This is a genomic window from Pseudomonas sp. 8_5_2 (genome assembly GCF_059295255.1).
In genome coordinates this window covers 2,057,689-2,082,171 of the sequence record NZ_CM181238.1, presented here as the reverse complement: position 1 = coordinate 2,082,171, position 24,483 = coordinate 2,057,689, and the positions used below count along the sequence as shown (strand labels likewise).

30 protein-coding genes and 2 tRNA genes are annotated in these 24,483 nt (G+C 61.9%); 18 read left to right on the top strand and 14 right to left on the bottom strand.

Annotated features, from left to right (window positions below; translation table 11 throughout):
• The first annotated feature begins 17 nt into the window (after positions 1–17).
• Positions 18–215: a carbon storage regulator CsrA gene (gene csrA, locus AC5O5R_RS09550; RefSeq protein ID WP_004375914.1), complete on the top strand. Its 198-nt coding sequence runs from the start codon at positions 18–20 to the stop codon at positions 213–215.
• Positions 216–260: 45 nt separating this feature from the next.
• Here the strand turns inward: csrA and AC5O5R_RS09545 are convergent, their stop codons facing one another.
• The 3 genes from AC5O5R_RS09545 to AC5O5R_RS09535 are packed head-to-tail and all read right to left on the bottom strand — an operon-like array spanning position 261 to position 3,238.
• Positions 261–614, bottom strand: coding sequence for a response regulator (locus AC5O5R_RS09545; protein WP_172218903.1), 354 nt, complete (start codon positions 612–614; stop codon positions 261–263).
• A gap of 12 nt (positions 615–626) precedes the next feature.
• Positions 627–2,072 carry an ATPase domain-containing protein gene (locus AC5O5R_RS09540; protein WP_494515220.1) on the bottom strand — a complete coding sequence of 482 codons (1,446 nt, stop codon included), beginning with the start codon at positions 2,070–2,072 and terminating at the stop codon, positions 627–629.
• 5 nt (positions 2,073–2,077) lie between these two features.
• On the bottom strand, positions 2,078–3,238 hold the full coding sequence (locus AC5O5R_RS09535; protein WP_494515219.1) for a two-component system sensor histidine kinase NtrB: 1,161 nt from the start codon (positions 3,236–3,238) through the stop codon (positions 2,078–2,080).
• Positions 3,239–3,530: 292 nt separating this feature from the next.
• Here AC5O5R_RS09535 and AC5O5R_RS09530 point away from each other — a divergent pair.
• Together AC5O5R_RS09530 and AC5O5R_RS09525 are read left to right on the top strand one after the other, a co-directional pair.
• A tRNA-Leu gene (locus AC5O5R_RS09530) sits at positions 3,531–3,615 on the top strand.
• A gap of 104 nt (positions 3,616–3,719) precedes the next feature.
• Entirely contained in the window at positions 3,720–4,133 is a 414-nt protein-coding gene (locus AC5O5R_RS09525) for a DoxX family protein (protein WP_172285325.1), read from the top strand.
• A 1-nt stretch (position 4,134) separates the two neighbouring features.
• Here the strand turns inward: AC5O5R_RS09525 and AC5O5R_RS09520 are convergent, their stop codons facing one another.
• Positions 4,135–4,332, bottom strand: coding sequence for a hypothetical protein (locus tag AC5O5R_RS09520; protein ID WP_494512499.1), 198 nt, complete (start codon positions 4,330–4,332; stop codon positions 4,135–4,137).
• Positions 4,333–4,737: 405 nt separating this feature from the next.
• On the opposite strand from AC5O5R_RS09520, the gene adhP reads away from it, so the two are divergent.
• Together adhP and AC5O5R_RS09510 are read left to right on the top strand one after the other, a co-directional pair.
• Positions 4,738–5,748: an alcohol dehydrogenase AdhP gene (gene adhP, locus AC5O5R_RS09515; protein WP_494515218.1), complete on the top strand. Its 1,011-nt coding sequence runs from the start codon at positions 4,738–4,740 to the stop codon at positions 5,746–5,748.
• A gap of 89 nt (positions 5,749–5,837) precedes the next feature.
• Positions 5,838–6,044 (top strand): DUF6434 domain-containing protein, encoded by a 207-nt coding sequence (locus tag AC5O5R_RS09510; RefSeq protein ID WP_172218915.1) that lies wholly within the window; start codon positions 5,838–5,840, stop codon positions 6,042–6,044.
• 232 nt (positions 6,045–6,276) lie between these two features.
• Here the strand turns inward: AC5O5R_RS09510 and AC5O5R_RS09505 are convergent, their stop codons facing one another.
• Entirely contained in the window at positions 6,277–7,551 is a 1,275-nt protein-coding gene (locus AC5O5R_RS09505) for a Y-family DNA polymerase (RefSeq protein WP_172285326.1), read from the bottom strand.
• Positions 7,541–7,969 carry a LexA family protein gene (locus tag AC5O5R_RS09500; protein WP_172218919.1) on the bottom strand — a complete coding sequence of 143 codons (429 nt, stop codon included), beginning with the start codon at positions 7,967–7,969 and terminating at the stop codon, positions 7,541–7,543. The genes AC5O5R_RS09505 and AC5O5R_RS09500 overlap by 11 nt, the downstream gene beginning before the upstream one ends.
• A gap of 102 nt (positions 7,970–8,071) precedes the next feature.
• Between AC5O5R_RS09500 and AC5O5R_RS09495 the strand changes: the two genes are divergently transcribed.
• The 3 genes from AC5O5R_RS09495 (at position 8,072) to AC5O5R_RS09485 (ending at position 9,450) form a co-directional block, all read left to right on the top strand.
• The gene (locus AC5O5R_RS09495) at positions 8,072–8,791 is read left to right on the top strand and encodes an SOS response-associated peptidase family protein (RefSeq protein WP_494515217.1); all 720 of its coding nucleotides are present in this window, start codon (positions 8,072–8,074) and stop codon (positions 8,789–8,791) included.
• Positions 8,792–8,865: 74 nt separating this feature from the next.
• Positions 8,866–9,096 carry a hypothetical protein gene (locus tag AC5O5R_RS09490; protein ID WP_172218923.1) on the top strand — a complete coding sequence of 77 codons (231 nt, stop codon included), beginning with the start codon at positions 8,866–8,868 and terminating at the stop codon, positions 9,094–9,096.
• Positions 9,097–9,213: 117 nt separating this feature from the next.
• Positions 9,214–9,450, top strand: a complete 237-nt coding sequence (locus tag AC5O5R_RS09485) for a hypothetical protein (protein WP_172218925.1) — start codon at positions 9,214–9,216, stop codon at positions 9,448–9,450.
• Between the two features lie 189 nt (positions 9,451–9,639).
• Here AC5O5R_RS09485 and AC5O5R_RS09480 read toward each other — a convergent pair.
• A tRNA-Cys gene (locus AC5O5R_RS09480) sits at positions 9,640–9,713 on the bottom strand.
• Positions 9,714–9,867: 154 nt separating this feature from the next.
• Entirely contained in the window at positions 9,868–10,893 is a 1,026-nt protein-coding gene (gene sohB / locus AC5O5R_RS09475) for a protease SohB (RefSeq protein WP_172218619.1), read from the bottom strand.
• A gap of 196 nt (positions 10,894–11,089) precedes the next feature.
• Between sohB and AC5O5R_RS09470 the strand changes: the two genes are divergently transcribed.
• From AC5O5R_RS09470 to AC5O5R_RS09455, 4 genes are all read left to right on the top strand, one after another.
• Entirely contained in the window at positions 11,090–11,800 is a 711-nt protein-coding gene (locus tag AC5O5R_RS09470; protein ID WP_494515216.1) for a histidine phosphatase family protein, read from the top strand.
• A gap of 56 nt (positions 11,801–11,856) precedes the next feature.
• Entirely contained in the window at positions 11,857–12,174 is a 318-nt protein-coding gene (locus AC5O5R_RS09465; RefSeq protein WP_172218639.1) for an SCP2 sterol-binding domain-containing protein, read from the top strand.
• A gap of 195 nt (positions 12,175–12,369) precedes the next feature.
• A complete protein-coding gene (locus AC5O5R_RS09460; RefSeq protein WP_172285329.1) occupies positions 12,370–13,437 on the top strand; it encodes a phosphotransferase family protein in 1,068 nt (355 codons plus the stop codon).
• A gap of 36 nt (positions 13,438–13,473) precedes the next feature.
• On the top strand, positions 13,474–14,241 hold the full coding sequence (locus tag AC5O5R_RS09455) for an SDR family oxidoreductase (protein ID WP_172285330.1): 768 nt from the start codon (positions 13,474–13,476) through the stop codon (positions 14,239–14,241).
• On the opposite strand, the gene AC5O5R_RS09450 is transcribed toward AC5O5R_RS09455, so the two are convergent.
• Both AC5O5R_RS09450 and AC5O5R_RS09445 read right to left on the bottom strand, forming a co-directional pair.
• Positions 14,242–15,063, bottom strand: a complete 822-nt coding sequence (locus AC5O5R_RS09450) for a class I SAM-dependent methyltransferase (RefSeq protein ID WP_172218645.1) — start codon at positions 15,061–15,063, stop codon at positions 14,242–14,244.
• Positions 15,064–15,175: 112 nt separating this feature from the next.
• Positions 15,176–15,526 (bottom strand): hypothetical protein, encoded by a 351-nt coding sequence (locus AC5O5R_RS09445; protein WP_494515215.1) that lies wholly within the window; start codon positions 15,524–15,526, stop codon positions 15,176–15,178.
• Positions 15,527–15,643: 117 nt separating this feature from the next.
• Between AC5O5R_RS09445 and AC5O5R_RS09440 the strand changes: the two genes are divergently transcribed.
• Positions 15,644–15,934 (top strand): RcnB family protein, encoded by a 291-nt coding sequence (locus tag AC5O5R_RS09440; protein ID WP_172218649.1) that lies wholly within the window; start codon positions 15,644–15,646, stop codon positions 15,932–15,934.
• Between the two features lies 1 nt (position 15,935).
• On the opposite strand, the gene AC5O5R_RS09435 is transcribed toward AC5O5R_RS09440, so the two are convergent.
• The gene (locus tag AC5O5R_RS09435) at positions 15,936–17,096 is read right to left on the bottom strand and encodes a GGDEF domain-containing protein (protein ID WP_172218651.1); all 1,161 of its coding nucleotides are present in this window, start codon (positions 17,094–17,096) and stop codon (positions 15,936–15,938) included.
• 224 nt (positions 17,097–17,320) lie between these two features.
• Here AC5O5R_RS09435 and AC5O5R_RS09430 point away from each other — a divergent pair, with 224 nt between their 5' ends.
• The 4 genes from AC5O5R_RS09430 to AC5O5R_RS09415 all read left to right on the top strand — a co-directional run bounded on the left by AC5O5R_RS09430 (position 17,321) and on the right by AC5O5R_RS09415 (position 21,505).
• A complete protein-coding gene (locus AC5O5R_RS09430) occupies positions 17,321–17,512 on the top strand; it encodes a hypothetical protein (RefSeq protein ID WP_494515461.1) in 192 nt (63 codons plus the stop codon).
• 76 nt (positions 17,513–17,588) lie between these two features.
• On the top strand, positions 17,589–17,981 hold the full coding sequence (locus tag AC5O5R_RS09425) for a glycine zipper domain-containing protein (RefSeq protein ID WP_172218653.1): 393 nt from the start codon (positions 17,589–17,591) through the stop codon (positions 17,979–17,981).
• Positions 17,982–18,112: 131 nt separating this feature from the next.
• On the top strand, positions 18,113–19,945 hold the full coding sequence (locus AC5O5R_RS09420) for an SLC13 family permease (protein ID WP_172218654.1): 1,833 nt from the start codon (positions 18,113–18,115) through the stop codon (positions 19,943–19,945).
• 135 nt (positions 19,946–20,080) lie between these two features.
• Complete coding sequence (locus AC5O5R_RS09415; protein WP_494515214.1) at positions 20,081–21,505, top strand: GGDEF domain-containing protein; 1,425 nt, start codon at positions 20,081–20,083, stop codon at positions 21,503–21,505.
• A gap of 11 nt (positions 21,506–21,516) precedes the next feature.
• On the opposite strand, the gene AC5O5R_RS09410 is transcribed toward AC5O5R_RS09415, so the two are convergent.
• Positions 21,517–22,278 (bottom strand): sulfite exporter TauE/SafE family protein, encoded by a 762-nt coding sequence (locus AC5O5R_RS09410; protein WP_172218658.1) that lies wholly within the window; start codon positions 22,276–22,278, stop codon positions 21,517–21,519.
• 98 nt (positions 22,279–22,376) lie between these two features.
• Here AC5O5R_RS09410 and AC5O5R_RS09405 point away from each other — a divergent pair, with 98 nt between their 5' ends.
• Complete coding sequence (locus AC5O5R_RS09405; protein ID WP_172285333.1) at positions 22,377–23,282, top strand: LysR family transcriptional regulator; 906 nt, start codon at positions 22,377–22,379, stop codon at positions 23,280–23,282.
• Between the two features lie 133 nt (positions 23,283–23,415).
• Here the strand turns inward: AC5O5R_RS09405 and AC5O5R_RS09400 are convergent, their stop codons facing one another.
• A complete protein-coding gene (locus AC5O5R_RS09400; protein WP_494515213.1) occupies positions 23,416–23,610 on the bottom strand; it encodes a hypothetical protein in 195 nt (64 codons plus the stop codon).
• A gap of 490 nt (positions 23,611–24,100) precedes the next feature.
• Entirely contained in the window at positions 24,101–24,454 is a 354-nt protein-coding gene (locus AC5O5R_RS09395; RefSeq protein WP_172218664.1) for an SH3 domain-containing protein, read from the bottom strand.
• Positions 24,455–24,483: the final 29 nt, after the last annotated feature.

The window sequence follows — 24,483 nt, the reverse complement described above, 5'->3', positions numbered from 1 at the left end:
TCACCAAGGAGAACTACATGCTGATACTCACCCGTAAGGTTGGCGAAAGCATCGTCATCAACGATGACATCAAAGTCACCATTCTGGGCGTCAAAGGGATGCAGGTGAGGATCGGTATCGATGCACCGAAAGATGTCCAGGTTCATCGCGAAGAGATCTTCAAACGCATCCAGGCCGGCAGCCCGGCCCCGGAAAAGCACGACGACTCGCACTGAGCGACTTGCCTCAAGCCGCACGGATGCGCTTGATCGCCCCGCGCCTCAGGTGCCCAGCAGTTCGCGCACCTTGGCGATCATACAATCCATGTCGAACGGTTTGTCGAACACGGCGGCGAACAGTTCCGGGCATCCCTGGTTGGCCTGCGCGCCACTCATGAGGATGACCGGCAACTCGCTCAAGGACGGGTCTTCACGCATTGAGCGCACCAATTCCTCGCCATTGAGCAGCGGCATCATGTAGTCGGTGATAACCAGCTGCACGCGCTTCTCCTTCAGCGCCTCCAGGGCCTTGCAGCCGTTGCTCGCCTTTTCCACCGCGTAGCCTTCGTCTTCCAGGGCGAAGCCGAGGATATCGGCGATCAGGTACTCGTCATCGACGATCAGGATGGTGTTCATCTGCTCATCCTGTTAGCCGCTCCCTTGCGGTACGGGCGTTCCCGAAAGCACACCACTGGCACCTTCGAACGCCTTGCGCAAGTTAATGCCCTGCGGCCCGATCAGCAGCTCGTGCAAGGCGGGGTCATGGTGGCTGTCACGCACCTTGAGAATCGACAGCATGCGCCGCAGCTGCGAATCCAGTTCGACGAAGCGCATCAGCACCAGATTGTCGACAATGCTCGACAGGTCTGGCGCGGGCGCGCTGATTTCCGAACCGAAGATGTCGCGCATTTCCCAGGTCAGCATCACGCTTACATCGCGCGCGCGCAGCTCGCCAGCCAAGGCACGGAAAAACGCATTGAGCCGTGTCGGGTCGATGGCAAGGCGGCTGAATGCGCCAAGGCTGTCGATCAGCACGCGCTTGCTACCGTGCGCCTCCACCTGCTTTAGCAGGCGTGCGCCAACCTGGTCCAGCAAGCCCTCTGTGGTCGGCTGCCAGAACAACTGAAGGCTGCCGCCCTGCTCCATTGCGGTAAAGTCACAGCCCAACGATGCGGCTTTGCTGCGCAGCCGTTCGGGCGTTTCGTAAAAGCCGAAATGCAGCCCAGGGGCCTGCACAGTGCTGGCGCCGAGAAACGCCAGGCCCAACGATGTCTTGCCAATGCCCGAAGGCCCGATCAGCAGGCTGACCGAACCGGTAGCCAGGCCACCGTCAAGCATTTCATCCAGGTCGGCCACACCGCTGGTGACACGCCCAAGGTTTGCGTTGCCCATCTGGCTAGGGTGGCTGAACAGCGACTCCAGCCGCGGAAACACGTGCATGCCCGCTTCATCGATAAGGCACTCGTGGCGCCCTGACAACGCCGCACTGCCGCGCGTCTTGCGCAACTGGACATGGCGCACGGCGCGGCTGCCCACCAGCTGTTCACCCAGTTCGATCACCCCGTCGACCATGGTGTGCTCCGGGCTGCCCTCGTCCAGCCGGGCACTGGTCAGCAACAGCAAGGTGCAGCCGGCAAAGGCCGCATGGCCCTGCAGTTCGGAGACGAACTTCTTGGTGTCCAGCGCGGTTTCCGCGCGCACGCGGGCATTGAGCACCCCGTCGACGATCAGCAGGCTGGCCTGCTGCCGGGCGATTTCCTGGCGCAGCAAGCGCACCACCGCATCCAGCCCTTCCTGTTCGAGGGTATCGAAGGCGCTGACGAACTGGATCTGGTCGCCCACCAGTGCCGGGTCGAAGAAGTCCAGGGTGGCCAGGTACTGGAACAGCCGCTCATGCGATTCGCTGAGCAGCGTGGCTACCAGTACCCGGCCGCCGGAGCGCACATGACCACACGCCAGCTGATTGGCCAGGATGGTCTTGCCGGCACCCGGCGGGCCTTGAATGATGTAGGACGAACCGGCAACCAGGCCACCCTTGAGCAACGCATCAAGGCCTTCTATGCCCGTCACCAGCCGCTTGAGTGCCTGTGCCATGCTGTCTACCTGTGGAGTTGGCTGTCTGTCGGAGGCTGGTACACTGGCAAGTAAAGCTGCATGCAAGTTCCATGGCCGGGGTCGCTGTCGACGCAAATCGCACCACCGCTCTGCCTGGCAAAGCCATACACCTGGCTAAGGCCCAGGCCGGTGCCTTTGCCAAAAGGCTTGGTGGTGAAAAACGGCTCGAAAATACGTGGCAATACCTCTGGCGCAATACCCTCGCCGCTGTCCTGCACTTCGAAACGCACGAAGCTGCCGCGCAACCCTTCCACCTCGCCAACCAGTTCGACCACATCCACCATCAGGCTGATCCGGCCCTGCCCGGTGATGGCATCGCGGGCATTGAACAGCAGGTTGAGCAGCACCATCTGCAACTGCCCGGCATCCACCTCGATCAACGGTAGGTCCGGTTGCAGCACGACGTGCAGGTCAACCGCATCAGGCAATGCATGCTCCAGCAGGCCACGGGTCGCGGTTACCAGATCAGCCGGTGCGACGCACGCCACATCGAGCTTGCGATGGCGGGCAAAGCTGAGCAATTGCTGGGTCAGTTCAGTGCCCCGCTGCCCGGCATCGAGGATGTGCTGCAGCATGCGCTGGGTCCGCAACGGATCTTGGGTAGCCAGCGCCAGGCGCGCCGAGCTGATGATGATGGTCAGCATGTTGTTGAAGTCATGCGCCAGGCCACCGGTCAACTGGCCGAGTGCTTCAAGCTTCTGCGCCTGGAACAACTGGGCGCGCACGGCATCCAGCTGCATGGCCGACTCACGGCGGTCGGTAATGTCGCGGGTAACCTTGGCCAGGCCAACGATCTGGCCGAGATCATCGCGGATCACATCCAGCGCCGCCAAGGCCCAGAACTGCGTGCCGTCCTTGCGTACCCGCCAGCCTTCATCCTGTGCCACACCCTGTTCCAGCGCTTGGCGCAGCAAGCGATCGGGTCGGCCATCGGCACAATCCTGAGGGGTGAAAAACAGCGAAAAATGCTGGCCGATCACTTCGTCGGCGCGGTAACCCTTGATCCGTTGCGCGCCCGCATTCCACGACACCACATGGCCGGAAGGGTCGAGCATGTAGATGGCGTAGTCGACCACCGACTGAACCAGCTGTTCATAGCGGTGGGCGGGCATGACAGCGTGGTCGAGACAGTCAGCTGAAACCATGAATACTCCACTGGCACAGCAGCAGGAACTAAATGAGGGTAACCCAGGCGCCCGCCGATGGGCACCCAGACAACTACCGCCAGTCAGCACTCTTCGACAAGCACTGGGCCAGGTAAAACCGCAACAGTGGCGCAATGACAGCAAGGTGTCAATTGAGCATTTGATCGACCGTTCATTCTGTTGATGATAGGTGCTGTGGTTGACTCACCTATAACGATGGGTTATAAAGCGCGCTTGATTGCGAAGCCCTTCTACTTAGAAGCGAGCTGGTCGTTGCGACCCCTTCAAGCGTGCGAGTGTGGTGGAATTGGTATACACAGCAGACTTAAAATCTGTCGGCGTGAGCCTTGCGGGTTCGAGTCCCGCCACTCGCACCAAACTTCTGTGAAAAGGCGCCCCTGCGGCGCCTTTTTGCTGCCTGCCAGCAATGTTTTGCGCAGCTGCTAAAGTGGAGCTTGTCCCCGTCCACTGGAACGCCACCATGCGCTACTCCCTGTTCGATGGCCAACGCGACATCATTATCCTGATTGCCCGCGTGCTGCTGATGATCCTGTTCGTCCTGTCTGGCTGGGCAAAGCTGACTGGCTTCGACGGCACGGTTGGCTACATGACCTCGCTGGGCGCCCCTGCCCCGATGCTGGCAGCTGGCATTGCCGTGCTGATGGAGTTCGTTGTCGGCATCCTGCTGATCCTCGGCTTCTATACGCGGCCGCTGGCCTTGCTGTTTGCCCTGTTCGTGCTGGGCACGGCGCTGCTCGGGCATCCGTTCTGGAACATGGTCGACCCCGAGCGCAGCGCCAACATGACCCAGTTCCTTAAGAACCTCGCCATCATGGGCGGCTTGCTGTTGCTGGCCGTAAGCGGTCCCGGGCGCTTCTCGGTGGACGGGCGCTGATTCAATCGTCTACGCAGTCGTCAAACCAGGCTGGGTGATCGCGCTCCTCATCATCGAGGTCATCCAGCGTTTCCTCGTCCTCCTCCACCTCATCCTCGGCGCCTTGGGCATCCGCCTCGTGCTCCATGTCTTCGTAGAGAAATTCGTGATCAAGCAGGTGATCGTGTTCGGGTTCGTGCAGGTCGTCTTCGTCGTGCATGCTGGCTCCTGGGCAAGTGGCAGGCCTGTATAGGCTGATCGCCTTTGCAGGTCAATGCGTTGCCGCTTAATGCTGGGTTAACCGGCCAGGTCCAGTCTGCAGGCTCTCCCTTCAAAACGTCATTTGCCCGCCTTTCATGGCGGGCTTTTTTATGCATTTACCCAAGTGAGACATGACACGCTGCCGACCTGATCTTCACAAAATGATGACATCCAGGTGGGCACACTGGCCTCGCTCCGTATGTTCTTGCAGCCCGCCGCATTCTTGCCGCGGGCTTTTCTTTTTTGAAGCTTTTCAGGTATTCGCCATACCGACCCATGACCTGAAGCAGTTTTCCCCGACCAGGCAAGGGCTATGCTAACCCAGCCATAACCCAAGCTCACTCGGATAGACACGGAGGCTCTTATGAAAGCTGCTGTTGTTGCACCAGGCCGTCGCGTGCAGGTGGTGGAAAAAACCCTGCGCCCCCTCGAACACGGCGAAGCGCTGCTGAAGATGCAGTGCTGCGGGGTGTGCCACACGGACCTGCACGTGAAAAATGGCGATTTCGGTGACAAGACCGGCGTCGTGCTGGGCCATGAAGGCATTGGCGTGGTCCAGCAGGTAGGCCCCGGCGTCACCTCGCTCAAACCCGGTGACCGCGCCAGCGTTGCGTGGTTCTACCAGGGCTGCGGGCACTGCGAATACTGCACCAGCGGCAATGAAACCTTGTGCCGCGAAGTGAAGAACTCCGGCTACACCGTGGACGGTGGCATGGCCGAGGCCTGCATCGTCAATGCAGACTACTCGGTAAAAGTGCCCGACGGGCTCGACTCCGCCGCCGCCAGCAGCGTTACCTGCGCCGGCGTGACCACCTACAAGGCGGTGAAAATTTCCAACATTCGCCCCGGCCAGTGGATCGCCATCTACGGCCTCGGCGGCCTGGGCAACCTGGCCCTGCAATACGCCAAGAACGTGTTCAACGCCAAAGTGATTGCCATCGACGTCAACGATGAGCAATTGCGCTTCGCCAGCGAAATGGGCGCCGACCTGGTCGTCAACCCACGTAGCGAAGACGCGGCCAAGGTCATCCAGGCCAAGACCGGCGGCGCCCATGCCGCTGTGGTTACTGCCGTAGCCAAGGCGGCCTTCGACTCCGCCGTCGACGCCCTGCGCGCCGGTGGCCGCCTGGTTGCCGTCGGGCTGCCATCAGAAGCCATGAACCTGAACATCCCGCGCCTGGTGCTGGATGGCATCGAAGTGATCGGTTCGCTGGTGGGCACACGGCAGGACCTGCAGGAAGCCTTCCAGTTTGCCGCTGAAGGCAAGGTGGTGCCCAAGGTGACCCTGCGGCCGATCGAGGACATCAACCAGATCTTTGAGGAGATGCTCGAGGGCAAGATCAAGGGGCGAATGGTGATCCAGTTCGAAGGCTGATAGCCTGAAGGTCGATGTCACAACCCGTAATGAGCCCGCAGACGTCCTCTACGGGCTTTTTTACTTTGCTGGGCGTCAAGGAACAGACCATGAGCTTCGACTGGCACGCCGGCCCGATCACCCGCACTACCCCGCTGGACAAGCATTACCGCAACACCCAGAAAGTTCGTCAGTTTCTGCTGAGCGAATGCGGCGAGGCATTCAGGTTCGACCGCACATTCATGGCCTGGATCAAGAGCGGGACGCCATCCACCATGGGTGAAGTGGCAGATGAATGGCTACGTATGCACCGGTGACCGTCAGCCTCAGATGCGTGCAGGCACGTGTGCGCCGCTTTGCAATCTTCAGCCATGGCCGCTTCTTTCAGGATTTTATCCAACGATTCAACCATGCTTGAATAGTCCATTTCATGACTCCGTCGTCGGTGGAACCCACTTGAAGATCCCAACGATAGCTTCCGAATATTTCAGAATCCTGCGACCAGCAAGTCGCTGTCTGTTCTGATGACCGGGAAAACGGCCAGGAGGTTCAAGATTTGACCGTCCACAGCTGATCGATCCGCGTTGTAAAGGACTGGCTCATCAGCTCCCGCCGCATGCCCCAGTCCGGTACCGCCGGAACACTGGCAGCCCGCATCGTCCCCCTGCCCCAGCGCTCGTTGATGTTGTCCATCACTTGCATCAGCCGGCCGCACGCCACTGACTGCTTGAGCGCAAACAGGTCCTCTGAAAACTCCCCCGGCTGGCGAAGATCCATCAGCAGCACTTCGGCTTTGCTGTAGCGAAACCCAGGCCGAAAAATACGCGCTACCGCATCGGTGGCCAACCGCGTCAGCAACAACGTGTCACACGTTGGATACGGCAGCTCGACCAGCGCACCCTGGGCATGATGGGCCTCGTCCGGGTTGAACATGCCGGTGCGGATACTTACCCGCATGCGCTTGCACACCGAGCCTTGGGCGCGCAGTTTTTCCGCTGCACGGCCGACGTAAGTGGCCACTGCCTGCGTGATCGGCGTCAGTTCGGTGAGCCGCTTGCCGAACATCCGGCTGCAGCAGATTTCCTGCTTCGGCGGCTCGGCTTCATCCAGTTCCAGGCAGGGTGTACCGGCCAGCTCCCGGGCCGTTTTCTCCACCACCACGCTGAACCTGTCACGCAGCGTGCGGGCGTCGGCCTTGGCCAGGTCCATTGCCGTGCGTATGCCCATTGCCTCGAGGTGCGCAGTCATCTTCCGGCCAATTCCCCAGACTTCCTTCACCTCGGTATTGCGCAGCACCCAGTCCCGTTTGAACGGGTCGCAAATATCTACCACGCCACCGGTGTGAGCCTGCAGGCGTTTCGCCATGTGGTTTGCCAGTTTGGCAAGCGTCTTGGTGCTGGCGATACCCACCCCCACCGGAATGCCCGTGCACTTGAACACCCGGGCGCGCACGTTGTGGCCAAACTGGGTAAGGTTTTGCGCAATGCCGCTGAGGTCGGCGAAACACTCGTCGATGCTGTAGATCTCGACCGCCGGCACCATCGACTCGATCAATGTCATGACGCGCTCGCTCATGTCGCCGTAGAGCGCGTAATTGCTGCTGAAGGCCAGGACGCCGTGACGGCGCAGCCTGTCCCTGGCCTGGAAGTACGGTTCACCCATTTTCACGAACGGTTTCGCGTCATACGACCTGGCGATCACGCAACCGTCGTTGTTGCTCAGCACCACGATCGGGGTCTTGGCCAGGTCCGGCCGGAACACCCGCTCGCAACTTGCATAAAACGAGTTGCAATCAATCAACGCAAACACCGGGTCACTGCGCATGGTCACGCACGCTATAACGCACCACGCCCCAAACGAGCAGATCGTCGCCTTCCATGATGTAGCGCGGCGGATACGCCGGGTTTTCCGACTTGAGTATCACCACCCCGTCACGCCGATGCAGGCGCTTGCACACCGGCTCGGTATTGACCGCGGCGATCACGATATCGCCATGCTCCGCCTCGCGCCCACGGTCGACGATGACGATATCGCCAGAGTAGATACCGGCCCCCTGCATGCTGTCGCCTTCTACCTTTACCAGATACACATGCGGCGCGCGGAGGTCGAACAATTCATCGAGCGATATATGGCCTTCCAGATGGTCCGCCGCAGGTGACGGAAACCCGGCCGGAATCTGGAACGCGTAAAGCGGGATGGGTTGGGTACCGCCGGCGGGCGTACCCAGAAAAGTAATGGTCATGATGGACGGCTCGACGCAAACTGTATGCATATACAGTAAATCCGGCATCGGTTGTCCGGTCAATCCTGAGCGACGAAATTTCTGACAGGCGAGAGGTGGGAAATGTGTGGACGGTACTCGATCTACGAGTCGATGGATCATTACCTGCGCCAGCTGTCGCTGGACCTGGTGGTGATCAACGGGTACGACCATGAACCGATCAACCGCTACAACGTGGCGCCGTCGACTCGCGTAGAGGTAGTCCGCCAGCTTGACGACGGGCTGAGCGTGGACCGGGTGAAATGGGGCTGGTCGCCTTTCTGGGCGAAGGGAAAACGACCAGACCCGATCAACGCGCGGGCCGAAACAGTGATGACCGGCGAATTTTTCAAAGACCTGTGGCCAGGCGGCAGAGCCCTGGCGCCAGCAAATGGCTGGTTCGAGTGGATCCCGGACCAGCACGACCCGAAGCACAAGCAACCCTGGTACATCACCGGCGTCGATGGCGCCCCGCTGTACTTCGCCGCGCTGGCGGAAGTTCACCCAGGTATGGAGCCAGACCCGTGTGACGGCTTTGTGATCGTTACCGCTGCAGCAGACCAGGGCCTGGTGGACATCCATGACCGCAAGCCCCTGGTGCTGACACCTGACACGGCCAGGGAATGGCTCGACCCGACCACGTCAGCCGAGCGCGCAGCTGAAATTGTGCGGGAGGGATCTCGGCCGGCAGCATCGTTTCACTGGTACCCGGTGGGCAAAGCCGTAGGCAATGTGCGCAACCAGGGCGCCGAGCTGATCATGCCGCTCGGCGGAACGAACCAACAGGCGCAATTTGAGTTCTAAACTGTGTAAAAGCGTGAATCCTGCCCGGTAATCGGGCCGGCCCGTGCGGTACCGGTTGGAACGGAGAAGACAGCATGACAGAAGAAGAAGCCAAAGATGTTGTTGAGCGCATCCAGTACGAACTGAGCCATCCCCATGGCCGCGTCGCCACGCGGATCGAAATTCACGATGTGGGGTTATGGACGCGACTTGAGGGGGCATGTGGTACCAACTACAACGCCGTGGGTGGCGGCACACTCTTTGAGAAACCGGTTGTGCTGGGGCCCAAGTGTGATGCTTCGTACACCATCCTGTACCAGGTCTGAGCGATAACAACGTTTCGGGGTTTTCGCCTCAGGGGAAACTTCTGGCCCACATGAAGCCCGCAGACTTCGTCTGCGGGCTTTCTTCCGACCTATAGTCGTTTGAGAAAAATAGCCGCAATGAGCATTCGCAGCCTGGCAAAGAACCTGCCTGCAGACCCCGGTAACGAAGGCTGGGTGCTGGGATGGGGCGTGCTGCGGGATAGACATCCATGGCACTTTGTCGACGTCTATGCCGACCGGCAAACAGCCGTGGCGGAAGCGCAGCGCCGCGGTGACGAGTACGTGGTGGAGTATGGCTCGCACCGCCTTGGCTCGAGTGAGTTCGTCTGCGGTATCAACCCGCCTGAGGGTTAACGGGCCGGCGTTTCCAAAGGCCTACCTGATCTCAGTTCCGTTCAGCTTTCTGGTCGTCCTCCAGAGATGTCCCGTCAGGGCTTGAAACCTTGATTTGGGCAGCTGACGGTAAGTGGTTTTGGGATTTCGGTATTTTCCCTCGCCCAAAGAAAAACCCCGCAGACGTTAATCTGCGGGGCTTTCGAATGGTGGAGGCCGAGGTCGGAATCGAACCGGCGTAGACGGATTTGCAATCCGGAGCATAACCACTTTGCTACTCGGCCTCAAAGGTCGGATCTAGCTGCTTGCGCTTTGCTATCTCCTTGAAACGCTGAACCTTTTTCAAAGTTTGCTGCGTTTCGATGGGCGCCATTATGTCGTCATTCTTCTAACCTTGCAACCCCCTGAACGAAAAAAAATTTCAACGGGTTCAAGGTGTTAGCGCAGCCGGCCAAGTTTACTCCACAAGCCCACCACGGTGTTCTCCACAGTGCCGCTGGCAGCCATGCCGATTCGCTCTTGCAGGCTCTTGCGTTCGGCGTAGTGCAGGTGGAACAGGTTGGCATTGCGCGCCCGGTCGCTGAGGTATTCGTCACTGGTCTGCAGTTCGTCCACCAGCTGCCGATTGAGCGCCGCGACACCGAGCCAGACTTCACCGGTAGCCACTTCGTCGATGTGCAGTTGCGGGCGATAGCGGGCGACGAAGTCCTTGAACAGCTGATGGGTGATGTCCAGGTCTTCCTGAAACTTCTCCCGGCCCTTCTCGGTGTTTTCACCGAACACGGTCAGGGTGCGCTTGTACTCGCCGGCAGTCAGCACCTCGAAGTCGATATCGTGCTTCTTCAACAGGCGGTTGATGTTGGGCAACTGTGCCACAACGCCGATCGAACCCAGCACGGCAAACGGTGCGCTGACGATTTTTTCGCCGATGCAGGCCATCATGTAGCCCCCGCTGGCGGCCACCTTGTCGATGCACACGGTCAACGGAATACCCGCCTGGCGGATGCGCGCCAGCTGCGATGCAGCCAGGCCGTAGCTGTGCACCAGGCCACCGCCGCTTTCAAGGCGTAGCACCACCTCGTCACGCGGGGTGGCGAGGGTCAGCAGTGCTGTGATTTCGTTGCGCAGGCTTTCGGTGGCCGAAGCTTTGATGTCGCCATCGAAGTCCAGGACGAATACCCGGCCCTTTTCTTCGGCCTTGGCCTTGCCCTTCTTCTGCTGTTTTTCCGCCTTGGCCTGCTGCTTGCGCAGGGCCTTGAGCTGGGTCTTGTCGAGCAGGCCGGACTCCAGGCGCTCGCGCAGGTCCTTGTAGAATTCGTTAAGGCGGGTGACCTGCAGTTGCCCACCCGGTTTGCGCCGCCCCTTGCCGCGCAGCCCGGCGATAGCCGACAGCACCACCAGGATGGCGATCACCAGGGTGGCGGTTTTGGCGAGAAAGCTTGCGTACTCGGCAAGAAACTCCACGTTGACTCCTTGAATGCATGCGCCACTACGGCGCGTAACTGTTGCAAGCATACCGTTGCGCCTGAGGTGCTGCCAGCTGGTGTAAACGCTGGCAACATCTTTCAAACAACCTTTTCAAACGCTTGTATGTTTTTTCGTTGACAGCCCGTGTGCTGCATCCTAACCTCGCAGCAACCTCCACAGGCCGGAACCTTTCGTGGGCAACCTCTACCTGATCCGACATGGCCAAGCCTCCTTTGGTGCCGATGACTACGACGTCCTCTCGCCTGTGGGCGTGTGCCAGAGCCAGGCCCTGGGTGAGCACCTCGCACAGCTGGGGGTTCGGCTGGACCGCTGCGTGGCAGGCGACCTGCGTCGCCAGCAGGATACCGCACGCCTGGCCCTGGAGGCATTGCACGGCAGTGGCTGCCCGGTGCCGGCTGTTGTGACCGACGTGGCGTTCAATGAGTTCGATGCCGACGGCGTGATCCGGGCCTTGTTGCCCGGGCTGCTGGTAGATGAGCCCGATGCCCTGCACGTGCTGCGCAACGCTGCCCAGCACCGCAGCGAATTCCAGCGCCTGTTCGCATTGATGGTGCAGCGCTGGCACGATGGTGAGCATGCCGCCGAGGGCCTGGAGACGTGGCAGGCGTTCACCACCCGCGTGCAAGGTGGCCTGCACCGTGTACTCGACGCTGCCGGCAGCGGTGACAATATCGCCATCTTCACCTCGGGTGGCACCATTGCCGCCCTGCTCCACCTGGTAACCGGTATTACCCCCAGCCAGGCGTTCGCGCTGAACTGGCAGATCATCAACACGTCGCTCAGCCAGCTCAAGTTCCGCGGCCGCGACGTGGCACTGGCTTCCTTCAACAGCCAGGCCCATGTGCAGTTGTTGAAGGCGCCGGAGCTTGTCACTTACCGATAAGCCCGGCTAGTTGTGTCCCTGCGGGGACGTGTAAATCACTCTATAAGGAATGCGCCATGACCTCCGTAGCTGATGCCGTGAAAAAGATGCAAGAGAAGTTCAACCCATCCGCTGCCGCCGGCCTGGACCTGGTGTTCGGCTTCGACATCACCGACGAAGGCAAGAAATATGCACTGATCGTCAAGGACGGCACCTGCGACCTGCAGGAAGGCGAGAACCCGGATGCCAACTGCACCCTGGTGATGGACAGCGAAACCCTGAAGGGTATCGTCAGCGGCGAAACCGACGGCATGCAGGCCTTCATGGGCGGCAAGCTGCGCGTCGAAGGCGACATGATGCTGTCGATGAAGCTCAGCGAGCTGTTCCCGTCCTGAGGGCAGGGAATACCGGATGATCGAAAACCGAAGCCTGACCGGCTTCGGTTTTTTTTTGCCCGATGGTGCGGGTCTATCAAGGCAGCTGATCGGGCAGCAACACCCTCGCCTATTTGGCGCCTGGCACGCTTGTTCCAACCTTGGCAGCGCATTAGATTAGCCAATAGTCCTTGCGATCGAGAATAAGGAAACCGCATGACGCTCACCGACCAGTCCACCCAGGTACGCCCCGGCGAAGAACTCGATGCGGCCGTCATCGACCCTTACCTCAAGGCCAGCATCCCCGGTCTGGAGGGCCAGCCGAGGATCAGCCAGTTCCCCGGTGGCGCTTCCAACCTCACCTATCTGGTCAGCTACCCGGGCCGCGACTTCGTGCTGCGTCGCCCGCCGTTCGGCCAGAAGGCCAAGTCGGCCCACGACATGGGTCGCGAGTTTCGCATCCTCAACCAGCTGAACAGCGGCTTCCCGTACTGCCCAAAGGCCTACGTACATTGCACCGACAGCAGCCTGATCGGCGGTGAGTTCTATGTGATGGAGCGGGTCAAGGGCATTATCCTGCGTTCGGACATTCCGGCAGAACTCAACCTCGACGCCAACCGCACCGAAGCCCTGTGCAAAAGCTTTATCGACCGTCTGGTCGAGCTGCACCAGGTGGACTACGACGCCTGCGGCCTGGCCGACCTGGGCAAGCCTGAAGGCTACGTGCAGCGCCAGGTCGAGGGCTGGACCAGCCGCTACCAGAAGGCCCTGACGCCAGACGCCCCGAACTGGGAAAAGGTGACCGCCTGGCTGCACGACAAAATGCCCGCTGACCACCCGCGGCCCGCCATCGTGCACAACGACTACCGTTTCGACAACGTGATCCTCGACGCCGACAACCCGATGCGCATCATTGGTGTGCTGGACTGGGAAATGGCTACCCTGGGCGACCCGCTGATGGACCTTGGCAACAGCCTGGCCTACTGGATCGAGGCCGGCGACCCGGCACCGGTACAACTGATGCGCCGCCAGCCAAGCAACGCCCCCGGCATGCTCACCCGCCGCCAGTTCGTCGATTACTACGCCGAACGCGCCGGCATCCAGCTGGACAACTTCGATTACTACTATTGCTATGGCCTGTTCCGCCTGGCCGGCATCGTCCAGCAGATCTACTACCGCTACTACCACGGCCAGACCCAGGACAAGCGCTTCGCCCAGTTCATCCACATGAACCGCTTGCTGGAGCAGATGAGCCTGCAGGTGATTGCCAAATCCAGCCTCTGAGCAGCGCCCACGACGACGGATAACAAGGAAAACAGCATGCCCAAGACCCACCTGTTCGACCTCGACGGCAAGATCGCCTTCGTTTCCGGCGCCAGCCGCGGCATCGGCGAGGCCATCGCCCACCTGCTGGCGCAGCAAGGTGCCCACGTGATCGTCTCCAGCCGCAAGCTGGACGGTTGCCAGCAGGTGGCCGACGCCATCATCGCGGCCGGTGGCAAGGCCACGGCAGTGGCCTGCCACATCGGTGAAATGGAGCAGATCCAGCAGGTGTTCGCCAGTATCCGCGAACAGTTCGGGCGCCTGGACATCCTGGTCAACAACGCCGCCACCAACCCGCAGTTCTGCAATGTGCTGGACACCGACCTGGGCGCGTTCCAGAAAACCGTGGACGTGAACATCCGCGGCTACTTCTTCATGTCGGTGGAGGCCGGCAAGCTGATGCGCGAACAGGGCAGTGGCAGCATCATCAACGTGGCGTCGATCAATGGCGTGTCACCAGGCCTGTTCCAGGGCATCTATTCGGTTACCAAGGCCGCAGTGATCAACATGACCAAGGTGTTTGCCAAGGAATGCGCCGCGTTCGGCATCCGCTGCAACGCCCTGCTGCCGGGGCTGACGGATACCAAGTTCGCCTCGGCACTGGTGAAGAACGACGCCATCCTCAATGCCGCGCTGCAGCAGATCCCGCTCAAGCGCGTGGCCGACCCCAAGGAAATGGCCGGCGCGGTGTTGTACCTGGCCAGCGATGCGTCCAGCTATACCACCGGCACGGCGCTCAATGTCGACGGCGGCTACCTGTCCTGATCAGGCCTTGACCGCGATCAGGGTGTAACTCAGGGGCAGGCGTGCCGGCTGGTCGCGCAGGCGCCATTCGCCATCGTCGCCCTTGACCATCTGCCCCGGCAGCGCCTCCCAAGGGATGCTCTGGTGCTCGGCCAGTGCCGTCAGCTGCAGCCCGTTGGCCAGCAAAGCCGTGATCACCTCACCAAGGCCGTGGTTCCATTCGTGCGTCTCGGTATGGGCCAGGCGTTGATCGGTTTCAACGTAGGTCTGGTCGGTGTGCCACACCGTCGGTTGCTCCTGCTCGAAATAGGCGTATTCGAGCTGCAGGCGGTCCTGGTGGTCTTCGTTGACTGCCATCAGCATCGGGTGGCCATCGCGCAGGAACAGCCGCCCGCCCCGCTTCAGCAGTGCTGCAACCGTGCGCGCCCACGGCTCGATACGGGGCAGCCAGCAAAGCGCGCCGATGCCGGTATAGACCAGGTCGAAAGTGCCTGCCGGCAGTACCTGGTCGGCGGCGTAGACGTCGGACTCTACATACTCGATGGGTGCCGCGCAGCGCTTGGCAAGTGCCCGCGCCTCGGCCAGCGACGCGGCCGAATAGTCCAGACCGCAGACTTTGGCGCCAAGGCGCGCCAGCGAGAGCGTGTCGGTGCCGATGTGGCACTGCAGGTGGACGGCATTGAGCCCGTCGATATCGCCCAGCAATGGCAGGTCGAAGCGCACGGTTTCGGAAAGGTGGCCCGGGGCCTCGACCAGTCGCTCGACTTCGTAGTCCCTGGAGGCAGCGTGCAGCGGGGCGCGTTCGTCCCAGCTGGCGCGGTTGAGTTGCAGTGAGTGTTCCATGCTGTCGTCCTTGAGGGGGAGAAGCTCATGCTAGCCTCTGCCTGCTCGCCGACGACACCACTGCCGTGCTAAAAATTGTAAGGCTGGCGCGGCGCGTTGCAGCTGCCAATTGCTACAAGCAGGTCGCCGCCGCCGCGCGACGCTGCAGCGCCACACCATCGTTTTTCTGCGCGTAGTAATCGACCCCCGTACCACCCGCCTGCGGGTAGACGTCGACGAACGCCTCGGCCCCGCGGGTATACACGGTCAAGCCACCCTGCTTGCGCGACTCCAGGTAACCACTGGCATCGTCGCCGAACACCTTCTCTTCCTGCCAGCTGAACTGGATGCACTGGGCAACCAGCTGTGGCGCCTTGTGCGAGTCGAGGTGCGCAGTCGGCTTGCCGCCGCGTGCCGTTTCCATGGTCGAAGAAGCACAACCGACCAGCATCAGCGCTGCGGCCATCGGCAGAATCGCACGCATGTTACATCCTCAGGGTTTTGAAAAAGAACGCGACTCTAGCACCAGCTGGCATCGCGAGTGAATTGTCGCGCACCTGCCGCTGTCGCAATAAAGGCATGACGTCAAAAGGAGACCGCCATGAAACTGCACTATCTGCTATTTGCCGCGCTGCCCTGCCTGCCTCTGGCTGCAACCGCCGCGCCTGCGCCCGAAGAAAGCATCACCGCGCCGGAAACCCACAACCGTGAGCTCAAGGTCGGCGACAAGGCGCCTGATCAGTACAAACGCGACGACGCGGCAATCAAGGACTGGAAAGCGAAGGGCCTGCCCGCCCCCGAGAAAGAAAGCCACTGGGTGCGCATGGGCGACCACTACGTGCTGGTGCAGACCACCAATGGTGTAGTGCTGGCGATCCAGTCGGGGTCCTGATTCAACCCGCCTCGACCAGCGCCGCCATGTGCACCGTGTTGCGCCCGGCGGCCTTGGCCTGGTACAGCGCCGCATCGGCCTGGGCCAGCAGGCTGGCAGTATTGTCCTCGGCGCCCGGCACCCCGCACCACAAGCCGACGCTGAAGCGCATCTCGATCTGGTCACCGGCAAAACAGGCGGGGCTGCGCGCAATGGCCTCGCGCAGCCCTTGCAGCGCCACCATCGCCCCATTGCGGTCGGTGCCTGGCAACAGCAGCAGGAATTCCTCCCCGCCGTAACGACCAAGGTTGTCGCCGTGGCGCAAACGCTGCTGCAGCTGGCGCACGCAATGGCACAGCACCTCATCGCCAGCCAGATGCCCATAGAGGTCGTTGATGCGTTTGAAATGGTCGATGTCGATCATCGCCACGGCCAGGCTGCTCTGTTGTTCGCGCGCCCGGTCCAGCTCCACGGCAAAGCGCTGCAGAATGGCCCGGCGATTATAGCTGCCGGTCAGCACATCACGCAGCGCAAGGTGCTGCAGGCGTGACTCGCTGCGCTCCTTGGCCATCAGCACCAGGCCGATCGAATACATCATCACCGTGGCGGTGCCAATTGCCACCGAAAAGCTCTGCTTGAGGTTGCTGGTGTCATAGCGCATTTCCACCGCCGTGCCATTGGCCACCGCGACTACGCGCATGCCCAGGCCGACCAGGCTGATCAGCGCACCAATCTCCAGCAGCAGGTGGGCCCTGCCCGGCCGTTCGGCGTGGCGCCAGGCCCAGTAGAGAATCAGCGAGCATTGCAGCATCAACACCAGCGTCGCCAGCAGCATACGCGGCTCCAGGGTATCGAGCAGCAGCATCAGCCCTACCAGCATGCAGGCCGGGATGACGAAGACAGTGCGCCAGGGCACCCGCTGCTCACGCACCCGGAACAGGCTGGCCGTGTAGAACGCCAGCGCCAGCGATAACAAACTGTTACCCAGGCCATAGCTGAGCCACAGCGGGGCCTGCGCATAGACGGTGTAGCAGACATACGCCAGGGCGTGCGCCAACAGCCCGCACCCGGTCAGCATCAGGTTGTCCCGGCGGTTACTGCGCCCGACCAGCAACAGGCAGAAGGCAAGGATGGTTGCGACCAGGGCAACGGCGGCGAACAGCGTGGGGGTGTGGGCGATCATCGTGATTCACCGTGTGGCAGGTTGCCGTCTTGGCTGCGGCTTGCCCTGAAGTCTAGGGCGCCATCAGCCGTTCGGCCATGACCGAACGGGACAGAACAGCAACCCGCAGGCTCGCCACCCATCGCGTCCAGCACATTTTTTTGCCCGCCCGGGAAACCAAATGGATCATTCCCAGTCTGAAGAAGTGCCCCGTAAACCTTTGCGGATCAAGGACCTATATCGTGATATCGCGTATTGCAAGCCTTTCGCTGGTTGCCGTTGTGCTGTTGACCGCCGGCTGCCATAGCCATCGTTATCATGACGACGACGATGGCTGGCGTGACCGCGACCGCGGCCATCGTCACCACCATCGGCATGACCGCGACGATGACGATGATGACAATCGTCAATACCGCGGTGACCGTTACTACCGCTGAAGCGTCTTTGCAACCCTGACTTGCCGCCCCCTGTTTCGCGGCACCTTAACCTGATGATTCCTTTGAGGTTCGTATCATGCGTCTGACTCTGCCTTCCATTGCCCTCGGCCTGTTGCTGTGCCAGGGCGCTTTCGCCGGTGACGGTACCGCCGCCATTGGCGGTGGCCTGGGTGGCGTGCTGGGTAACGTTGTCGGCCAACAGCTTGGCGGCAAGACCGGCGCAGCCATCGGCGCCGGCGTCGGCGGCGCAGCCGGCAGCGCGGTAGGTGCACGCAAGGGTAACCGCACCGAAGCCGCCATCGGCGGTGGCCTGGGCTCGGCCGGCGGTTCGCTGCTGGGCGGCGCGGTAGGCGGCAAGACCGGTTCGACCGTAGGTGCCGGCCTGGGCGGCGCAGCCGGTGGCGCCCTGGGCAACCACATGGGCGACAACAACGGCAGCAGCAAGAAGCACCGCCGTCACCGCCACTGATCGACATCGAGGACTGAAAGGGCCGCACAGCGGCCCTTTTTGTTGCAGCACATCAACACCCCCTTCAGCACAAGCTGGCACACTGGCTGCTACTGTCTATCGTGCCCTGTGTGAAGGAACGCCCCCTCCCCATGAACCAAGAGCTGCTCTGGGTCCTTGGCCTGCTGGCCATCGTGGTCATCCTGTTCGTCATCAACCGCCCGCGCATGGACGTGGTCGCACTACTGGTGATTCTCGCCCTGCCGCTGCTCGGCATCCTCACCGTGGAACAGGCCCTGGCTGGCTTCAGCGACCCCAACGTGGTGTTGATCGCCGCCCTGTTCGTGATCGGCGAAGGCCTGGTGCGCACCGGCATCGCCTACCGCATCGGCGAGTGGATGAGCGAGCGCGCCGGCAACAGCGAGGCACGCCTGCTGGTGCTGCTGATGGTGGCCGTAGCCGGACTGGGGTCGATCATGAGCTCTACCGGCGTAGTGGCCATTTTCATTCCGGTGGTGCTGAGCATCGCCGCGCGCCTGCAGATCTCGCCCAGCCGCCTGATGATGCCACTGGCGTTCGCCGGCCTGATCAGCGGCATGCTCAGCCTGGTAGCCACGCCGCCCAACGTGGTGGTGCACAGCGAGCTGGTGCGCACTGGCGAACAGGGCTTCAGCTTTTTCAGCTTTACCCCGTTCGGCCTGGTGGTACTGGTGCTGGGGATCGGCTACATGCTGCTGACCCGGCACTGGCTCAATGGCGAGGTCCGCAAGGACGGCCGCGTGGAAAGCCGCCGCACCTTGCTGGACCTGGTGCTGGACTACAAGCTCAAAGGCCGTGAACGGCGCCTGCGTATCCGCCCCCACTCGCCGCTGATCGGCCACACGCTGGGCGAGCTGGAGTTGCGTACCCGGCACGGCGCCAACGTGATCGGCATTGAACGCCAGCACAAGTTCACCACGCGGGTGATCAGCGCCGATTCCAATACCGTGCTGCACCAGGGTGACGTGCTGCTGCTGGACCTGTTTGCCAACCGTGATGACCTGCGCACCTTGTGCCAGACCATGCAGTTGGAGCCGCTGCACTTCAAGGCGGCCTACTTCATCGACCAGTCCCAGGAACTGGGCATGGCCGAAGTGTCGCTGCCCCCCGGCTCGCAACTGATCGGCAAGAGCATTCTCGAACTGGCCTTCCGCACCCGCTACGACCTCAACGTGGTCGGCCTGCGCCGCGAACAGGCGGCCATCGAAGCGCAACTGGTGGAAGAAAAACTGCGCCTGGGCGACACCCTGCTGGTGGTCGGCCCATGGAAGGCCGTGCGCCTGCTGCAAAGCCAACCCAAGGACTTCCTGGTACTGAGCCTGCCGGCAGAAATCGACCAGGTGGCGCCCGCCCGCACCCGCGCACCGCAAGCATTGCTGAGCCTGGCAGTGATGGTCGGGCTGATGGTGAGCGGTGTCGTACCCAACGTGATCGCGGCGCTGATCGGCTGCCTGCTGATGGGCGCCGGCCGCTGCATCGACATGAACAGTGCCTACCGCGCCATCCATTGGCAAAGCCTGGTGCTGATCGTGGGGATGCTGCCCTTTGCCAAAGCCCTGCAGCAAACCGGCGGCATCGACCTGGCCGTAGGCGGGCTGGTCAGCGTATTGGGAGGTGCCGGGCCTGGCGCCATCCTGGCCTGCCTGTTCGCGGTCACGGCGATAATCGGCTTGTTCATTTCCAACACGGCCACTGCAGTCCTGATGGCGCCGGTTGCCGTCAGCACCGCAGCGCAGTTGGGCATGTCGCCCTACCCGTTCGCCATGACCGTGGCGCTGGCAGCATCGGCGGCGTTCATGACCCCGGTATCATCGCCAGTCAACACGCTGGTGCTGGGCCCCGGCCAATACCGCTTTGCCGACTTCGTCAAGATCGGCGTGCCATTCACGTTGCTGGTAATGGTGGTGACAGTGGTGATGGTGCCGTGGTTCTTCGGCTTGAACTGAAATGGCAAAGAGTGAAGGCAATTTGGCATTATTCCAACCAATCGCGGCAGATTGACATCAACTCCCCTGACGAAACACACTGCCCGGTAATTGCCCCAGGTGCTTCGAAGGCGTTTTCCTGGATTTCGTTTCCGCTTGTCGGTCGAGCCCATGGTTTTTCCAGCCCAATCGCGCTTGTTGCCCTACATTACCCTGCTGTGCCTGACGTTTGCCCTCACCCTTGGCGGCATCCTGGCACGCCCGATCGAATCGCTGTCGTTGTTCTGGCCGGTGAATGCCGTATTGGCCGGCGTGCTCTTGCGCTACCCCCGTCTGGCCACGCTGATCGGCTTCAGCCTGGTCTGGCTGGCCATGATCGGCGCTGACGTGCTGTGCGGCAGCGCCTGGTTGCCGGCCTTGTGGTTCAACCTGTGCAACCTGGCCGTGGTGATTACCCTCTGGCAGCTACTGTCGCGCGTGCCGCGCCTGCACCGGCGCATGCGCACCCCACGCGGCGTGCTCAGCGTGTTCGCCGCCTGTGCCGCCGCCGCGCTGGTAGCGGCCAGCATGGCAGCGGTAATGGCCGCGCCGTGGTTCGAGCAATCCTTGCGTGCCACGTGGCTGGCCTGGTTCAGCGAGCAGTTTTCCACCGGCGTAATGGTGCTGCCGGTGCTGCTCACCGCGCCCTCGTTGCGCGCCCTGGGACGCGGCGGCGCCCAAGCCATCCGCCTGGCACCGCTGGTGGTGCTGCTGGCCTCGCTGGCGTTCAGCATCGCCTTCGGCGGCCCCGGCGCGATTGCGTTCCCGATCGCCGCTCTGCTGTGGTGCGCCTGGACCTACTCGCCGTTCATGGTCGCGCTACTGGCGCTCATCGCTGGCAGCACGCTGATCGTGGCGGTGGCGCAAAATCTCATGCACTTCATTGTGCCGCAAAGTGGGCCCGGGGTGACCACGCTGATGTCAGCGCGCCTGGGCATCGCCATGCTGGTGCTCGGGCCGCTGGTGGTGGCCTGTGTCAGCCAGGCCAATCGCAGCCTGATGGCCCGCCTGGCGCATCAGGCCAGCGTCGACCACCTGACCGGCGTGCTTACCCGCAGCGCCTTCACCCGCCGCGCCAACGCGCTGCTGGACAGCCGCCAGCAGCACGCCCAGGCACTGCCGCTGACCCTGATGATGCTGGATATTGACCACTTCAAGTCGATCAACGATGCCCACGGCCACGCGGTCGGTGACCAGGTGCTGCGCCAGTTTGCCGGCACCCTGCAAGACCAGCTGCACAACAGCGAGTTGTTCGCGCGGCTGGGGGGCGAGGAGTTCGTCATCATCCTCCCTGGCCTTGCCCCTGAACGGGCCAAGTTCACCGCCGAACGCCTGCGCCGCGCCGTGCAGGACCTGCATGTGATACAGGCCGACCAGCGCCTGCAGATCACCGTCAGTATCGGCCTGGCCGGCTGTGACGCCGACCTGCCGGCGCCCAGCCTGGACGAGCTGCTGGCACGTGCCGACCAGGCGCTTTATCGGGCCAAGGCCCATGGCCGCAATCGCATCGAACAAGCCGAGGCGCAACGCCAGGTGATCTGACCCAGGGTTGCCTAGCCAACCAGCAAGTCCCACGACAGTTTGGCGATCAGCACGCACAACAGCACCAGGAACAGCCCGCGCACAAAGCCGGCACCCTTGCGCACAGCCAGCCAGGTACCGGTAAGCGCGCCAAGAATGTTGCACGCAGCCATAGGCAAGGCAATCGCATACAGCACGTTGCCTGTGGGCACGAAGAACACCAGCGCCGCCAGGTTGGTGGCAATGTTGACCACCTTGGCCGAGGCCGAGGCATGCAGGAAGTCCAAGGCAAAGAAGCGGATGAACAGGAAGATCAGGAAGCTGCCGGTACCCGGGCCGAACAGGCCATCGTAAAAGCCGATCGCGCCGCCGATAAGCACCGCCAGGCACTGTTCCTTGCGGCCGATTTTCGCCGGTTTGTGCAGTGTGCCGAAATCTTTCTTGCAGAAGGTGTAGATGGCCATCAGCACGATCAGCACCAGCACCGCGGGCCGCATGACGCTGGGCGGCACCAGCGAAACCGTGGCGGCACCGGCGAACGACATGACAAAGGCGCTGAGCGCTGCCGGTACGATCAGCCCCCAGTCCAGCGTCACCTTGCGGATGAACGAGCGCGCGGCGAAGGCTGTGCCACATATCGAAGCCAGCTTGTTGCTGCCAAGCAATGCCGCCGGTTGCGCAGTGGGCAGCACGTTGAACAGCGCCGGAATCTGGATCAGCCCGCCACCGCCCACGGCGGCGTCGATCAGCCCGGCGGCGAAGGCAAACACGCAAAGCACAGCAATATCGATCATGACGCGGTTCCAGGCAGTTAAGACGCCTGCAAGGCTAATCAAAGTGGCGCACTTGTGGTGAAATGCCATATTGCGAAAACTGCAACAAGGAGCAGGCAATGGCATTGGACATGCTGAGAGAAATCCAGGCGTTCGTCAGCGTGGCGCACAAGCGCAGCTTCGTCGCCGCAGCCCGTGCGCTCGGGCGCTCACCCAGCGCGGTAACCCGTGCTTTGCAGACCCTGGAAGACAACGCCGGGAGCAAACTGCTCAACCGCAACGCCAATGCGGTGACCCTGACAGAAGCAGGTGAGCGCCTGTTACCCCACGCCGAACGGTTGCTGGATGTGCAACGCGATGCCGCCGACGAACTGGCTGCGCTCAGCGGCAGCGCGCAAGGCTGGATTCGCTTTGCCGTGCCGCAGTTGCTGGGTGAACACGTGCTGCCTGGGGTGCTCGCCGAGTTTACCCGTCGCCATCCGCAGGTGACCCTGGACGTACAGTACAGCGATGAAGCCCTCGACCCGCTGCAGGGCAAATTCGATTTCGTGGTGCGCGGCGCCTTCCCGCAATCGAGCGAGCTGATCGGCTACCCCCTGTGGGCCTACCAGCGCTATCTGTATGCCAGCCCGAATTACTTGGCTCTGGCCGGCACGCCCCGGCAACCTGAAGACCTCGAAGGGCATGCGCTGATCCTGCACACCGCCCCGCGCATCCTCAAAGCCTGGCATTTTTGCCACGAGGGCCAGATCACCAGCCTGCGCCCAAGGCCCAGGCTGCGTCTGGGCTCGGGCGATGCGGTGTACCACAGCACCCTGGCCGGCGCCGGCATCGCCCGTCTGGCCGCCTGGGTGGGCGAAGCGCAGGTCAAGGCCGGGCACCTGGTGCGGGTGTGCCCGCACTATCGGCTGACATCCAGCAGCGGCCAGGATCCGCTGATGCATGCTGTGTACCCCGCCGGCGAGCTGCCCGCGCGGGTGCGCGACTTGCTTTCTGCGCTGCGCAGCGCCGGCCCCGGTCAGTGAAACCGCCTTGTCGAAAACGACTGTTCAAAATCTGCTCAATTTAACAGAGCCCACCGTGGGTCTGGCTTGCAGCACTTTATCCACAGACCTACCCACGTTTTTTGTGGACAGATTTCCCAGCGCAAAGAACGACTTATCGCACAAGCAGCAATGCCGAATTGGCCAGTTTCACCAGCTCGATCCACTCCAGTGTACTGATTACGCCGGCGCGCTCCAGCACCTCGGCACTGCGCAGTGCCTGCTCATAATCTTGTTCATCAAGGGAGCCTTCGGCGAGAAAACGGCTACGCCACTCCAGCATGGCTGAAGTGGCTTTGTTGCATTCCATCAGTGTGTCGGCTCCAAGGCAAAAAGACCGGCGCGAGTGCGCGGCGGCGGCAGACTACACGAGGCTTTTGGGCTTGAGAATGACTTGCCGCTACCACTTGTCCAACAGTGGAAGGCGGGAGAATACTGGCCATTTGGTCAGGTGTTGGGCCCGTCGGTTGAAGTAGACGGGCCGCGTTGGGAAACTGCAGTTTAAGTCAGCTTGGCGGGATGGTGCCAAGAATACCAATCAGAATGGTCAGCAGCAGAAAACCACCCAGGAACAGCGTCAGCTTGCCCATCGGAACCTCTACAGTGTGATGCGGGGATGGACATATTGTCGGACCTGGGCTGATACGGTTACAGATTCAGGTTTATGGAAAAAAAGCGGATCAGATGAACTGCGCAGGCTAACCCGCCAGTAGTCCTGGGCATCCACCGTTACAGCCGCCAGCGCATTCGCCTGACAGCCCGCACGGTCAAGGCATGGCCTTGCTGCAGCTTTTTGCCAGTCAAGTCAGCTGCTGAAGTTTTTCCGCCGGCAGCCAGCCCAGCTCGCCATTGCCGTGGCGTCGGCACCACAGCCAGCCGTTGAGCGGGCGCACGCACTGCACCAACTGCCCAGGGTCGGCGTCCAGTTCATGCGCGCAGTAATGCTCCAGCGCCCTGCCCTGGCCAACGCTGAGCCGCTCGATCACCTGGGCAGGCACCCAGCCCGATTCCTGGCCGGTGCAGCTGCACAGGTACCAGTCCTGCCAGCCTGGCTCGCCTTCATAGCGCGGGCCGATCTCCAGCAACGTCCCCTTGGCGAAGCGGATGGGCCGCGGATATTCGCTGCGGTGGGGTTCAATGACAACGTAATGCATGGGGCCGCTCCCTGGCCGGAAAACCATCA

Bases quoted from the DNA above. Each gene is read 5' to 3' on its own strand.
- AC5O5R_RS09395 (WP_172218664.1), bottom strand. From the start codon at position 24,454: ATGCATTACGTTGTCATTGAACCCCACCGCAGCGAATATCCGCGGCCC.
- AC5O5R_RS09400 (WP_494515213.1), bottom strand. From the start codon at position 23,610: ATGGAATGCAACAAAGCCACTTCAGCCATGCTGGAGTGGCGTAGCCGT.
- AC5O5R_RS09535 (WP_494515219.1), bottom strand. From the start codon at position 3,238: ATGGTTTCAGCTGACTGTCTCGACCACGCTGTCATGCCCGCCCACCGC.
- AC5O5R_RS09445 (WP_494515215.1), bottom strand. From the start codon at position 15,526: ATGCGTGCGATTCTGCCGATGGCCGCAGCGCTGATGCTGGTCGGTTGT.
- AC5O5R_RS09425 (WP_172218653.1), top strand. From the start codon at position 17,589: ATGCGTCTGACTCTGCCTTCCATTGCCCTCGGCCTGTTGCTGTGCCAG.
- AC5O5R_RS09520 (WP_494512499.1), bottom strand. From the start codon at position 4,332: ATGCACGACGAAGACGACCTGCACGAACCCGAACACGATCACCTGCTT.
- AC5O5R_RS09490 (WP_172218923.1), top strand. From the start codon at position 8,866: ATGACAGAAGAAGAAGCCAAAGATGTTGTTGAGCGCATCCAGTACGAA.
- AC5O5R_RS09545 (WP_172218903.1), bottom strand. From the start codon at position 614: ATGAACACCATCCTGATCGTCGATGACGAGTACCTGATCGCCGATATC.
- AC5O5R_RS09460 (WP_172285329.1), top strand. From the start codon at position 12,370: ATGACGCTCACCGACCAGTCCACCCAGGTACGCCCCGGCGAAGAACTC.
- AC5O5R_RS09410 (WP_172218658.1), bottom strand. From the start codon at position 22,278: ATGATCGATATTGCTGTGCTTTGCGTGTTTGCCTTCGCCGCCGGGCTG.
- AC5O5R_RS09485 (WP_172218925.1), top strand. From the start codon at position 9,214: ATGAGCATTCGCAGCCTGGCAAAGAACCTGCCTGCAGACCCCGGTAAC.
- AC5O5R_RS09455 (WP_172285330.1), top strand. From the start codon at position 13,474: ATGCCCAAGACCCACCTGTTCGACCTCGACGGCAAGATCGCCTTCGTT.
- AC5O5R_RS09525 (WP_172285325.1), top strand. From the start codon at position 3,720: ATGCGCTACTCCCTGTTCGATGGCCAACGCGACATCATTATCCTGATT.
- AC5O5R_RS09500 (WP_172218919.1), bottom strand. From the start codon at position 7,969: ATGACCATTACTTTTCTGGGTACGCCCGCCGGCGGTACCCAACCCATC.
- AC5O5R_RS09420 (WP_172218654.1), top strand. From the start codon at position 18,113: ATGAACCAAGAGCTGCTCTGGGTCCTTGGCCTGCTGGCCATCGTGGTC.
- AC5O5R_RS09495 (WP_494515217.1), top strand. From the start codon at position 8,072: ATGTGTGGACGGTACTCGATCTACGAGTCGATGGATCATTACCTGCGC.
- AC5O5R_RS09440 (WP_172218649.1), top strand. From the start codon at position 15,644: ATGAAACTGCACTATCTGCTATTTGCCGCGCTGCCCTGCCTGCCTCTG.
- adhP (WP_494515218.1), top strand. From the start codon at position 4,738: ATGAAAGCTGCTGTTGTTGCACCAGGCCGTCGCGTGCAGGTGGTGGAA.
- csrA (WP_004375914.1), top strand. From the start codon at position 18: ATGCTGATACTCACCCGTAAGGTTGGCGAAAGCATCGTCATCAACGAT.
- AC5O5R_RS09505 (WP_172285326.1), bottom strand. From the start codon at position 7,551: ATGCGCAGTGACCCGGTGTTTGCGTTGATTGATTGCAACTCGTTTTAT.
- AC5O5R_RS09465 (WP_172218639.1), top strand. From the start codon at position 11,857: ATGACCTCCGTAGCTGATGCCGTGAAAAAGATGCAAGAGAAGTTCAAC.
- AC5O5R_RS09435 (WP_172218651.1), bottom strand. From the start codon at position 17,096: ATGATCGCCCACACCCCCACGCTGTTCGCCGCCGTTGCCCTGGTCGCA.
- AC5O5R_RS09405 (WP_172285333.1), top strand. From the start codon at position 22,377: ATGGCATTGGACATGCTGAGAGAAATCCAGGCGTTCGTCAGCGTGGCG.
- AC5O5R_RS09450 (WP_172218645.1), bottom strand. From the start codon at position 15,063: ATGGAACACTCACTGCAACTCAACCGCGCCAGCTGGGACGAACGCGCC.
- AC5O5R_RS09540 (WP_494515220.1), bottom strand. From the start codon at position 2,072: ATGGCACAGGCACTCAAGCGGCTGGTGACGGGCATAGAAGGCCTTGAT.
- AC5O5R_RS09510 (WP_172218915.1), top strand. From the start codon at position 5,838: ATGAGCTTCGACTGGCACGCCGGCCCGATCACCCGCACTACCCCGCTG.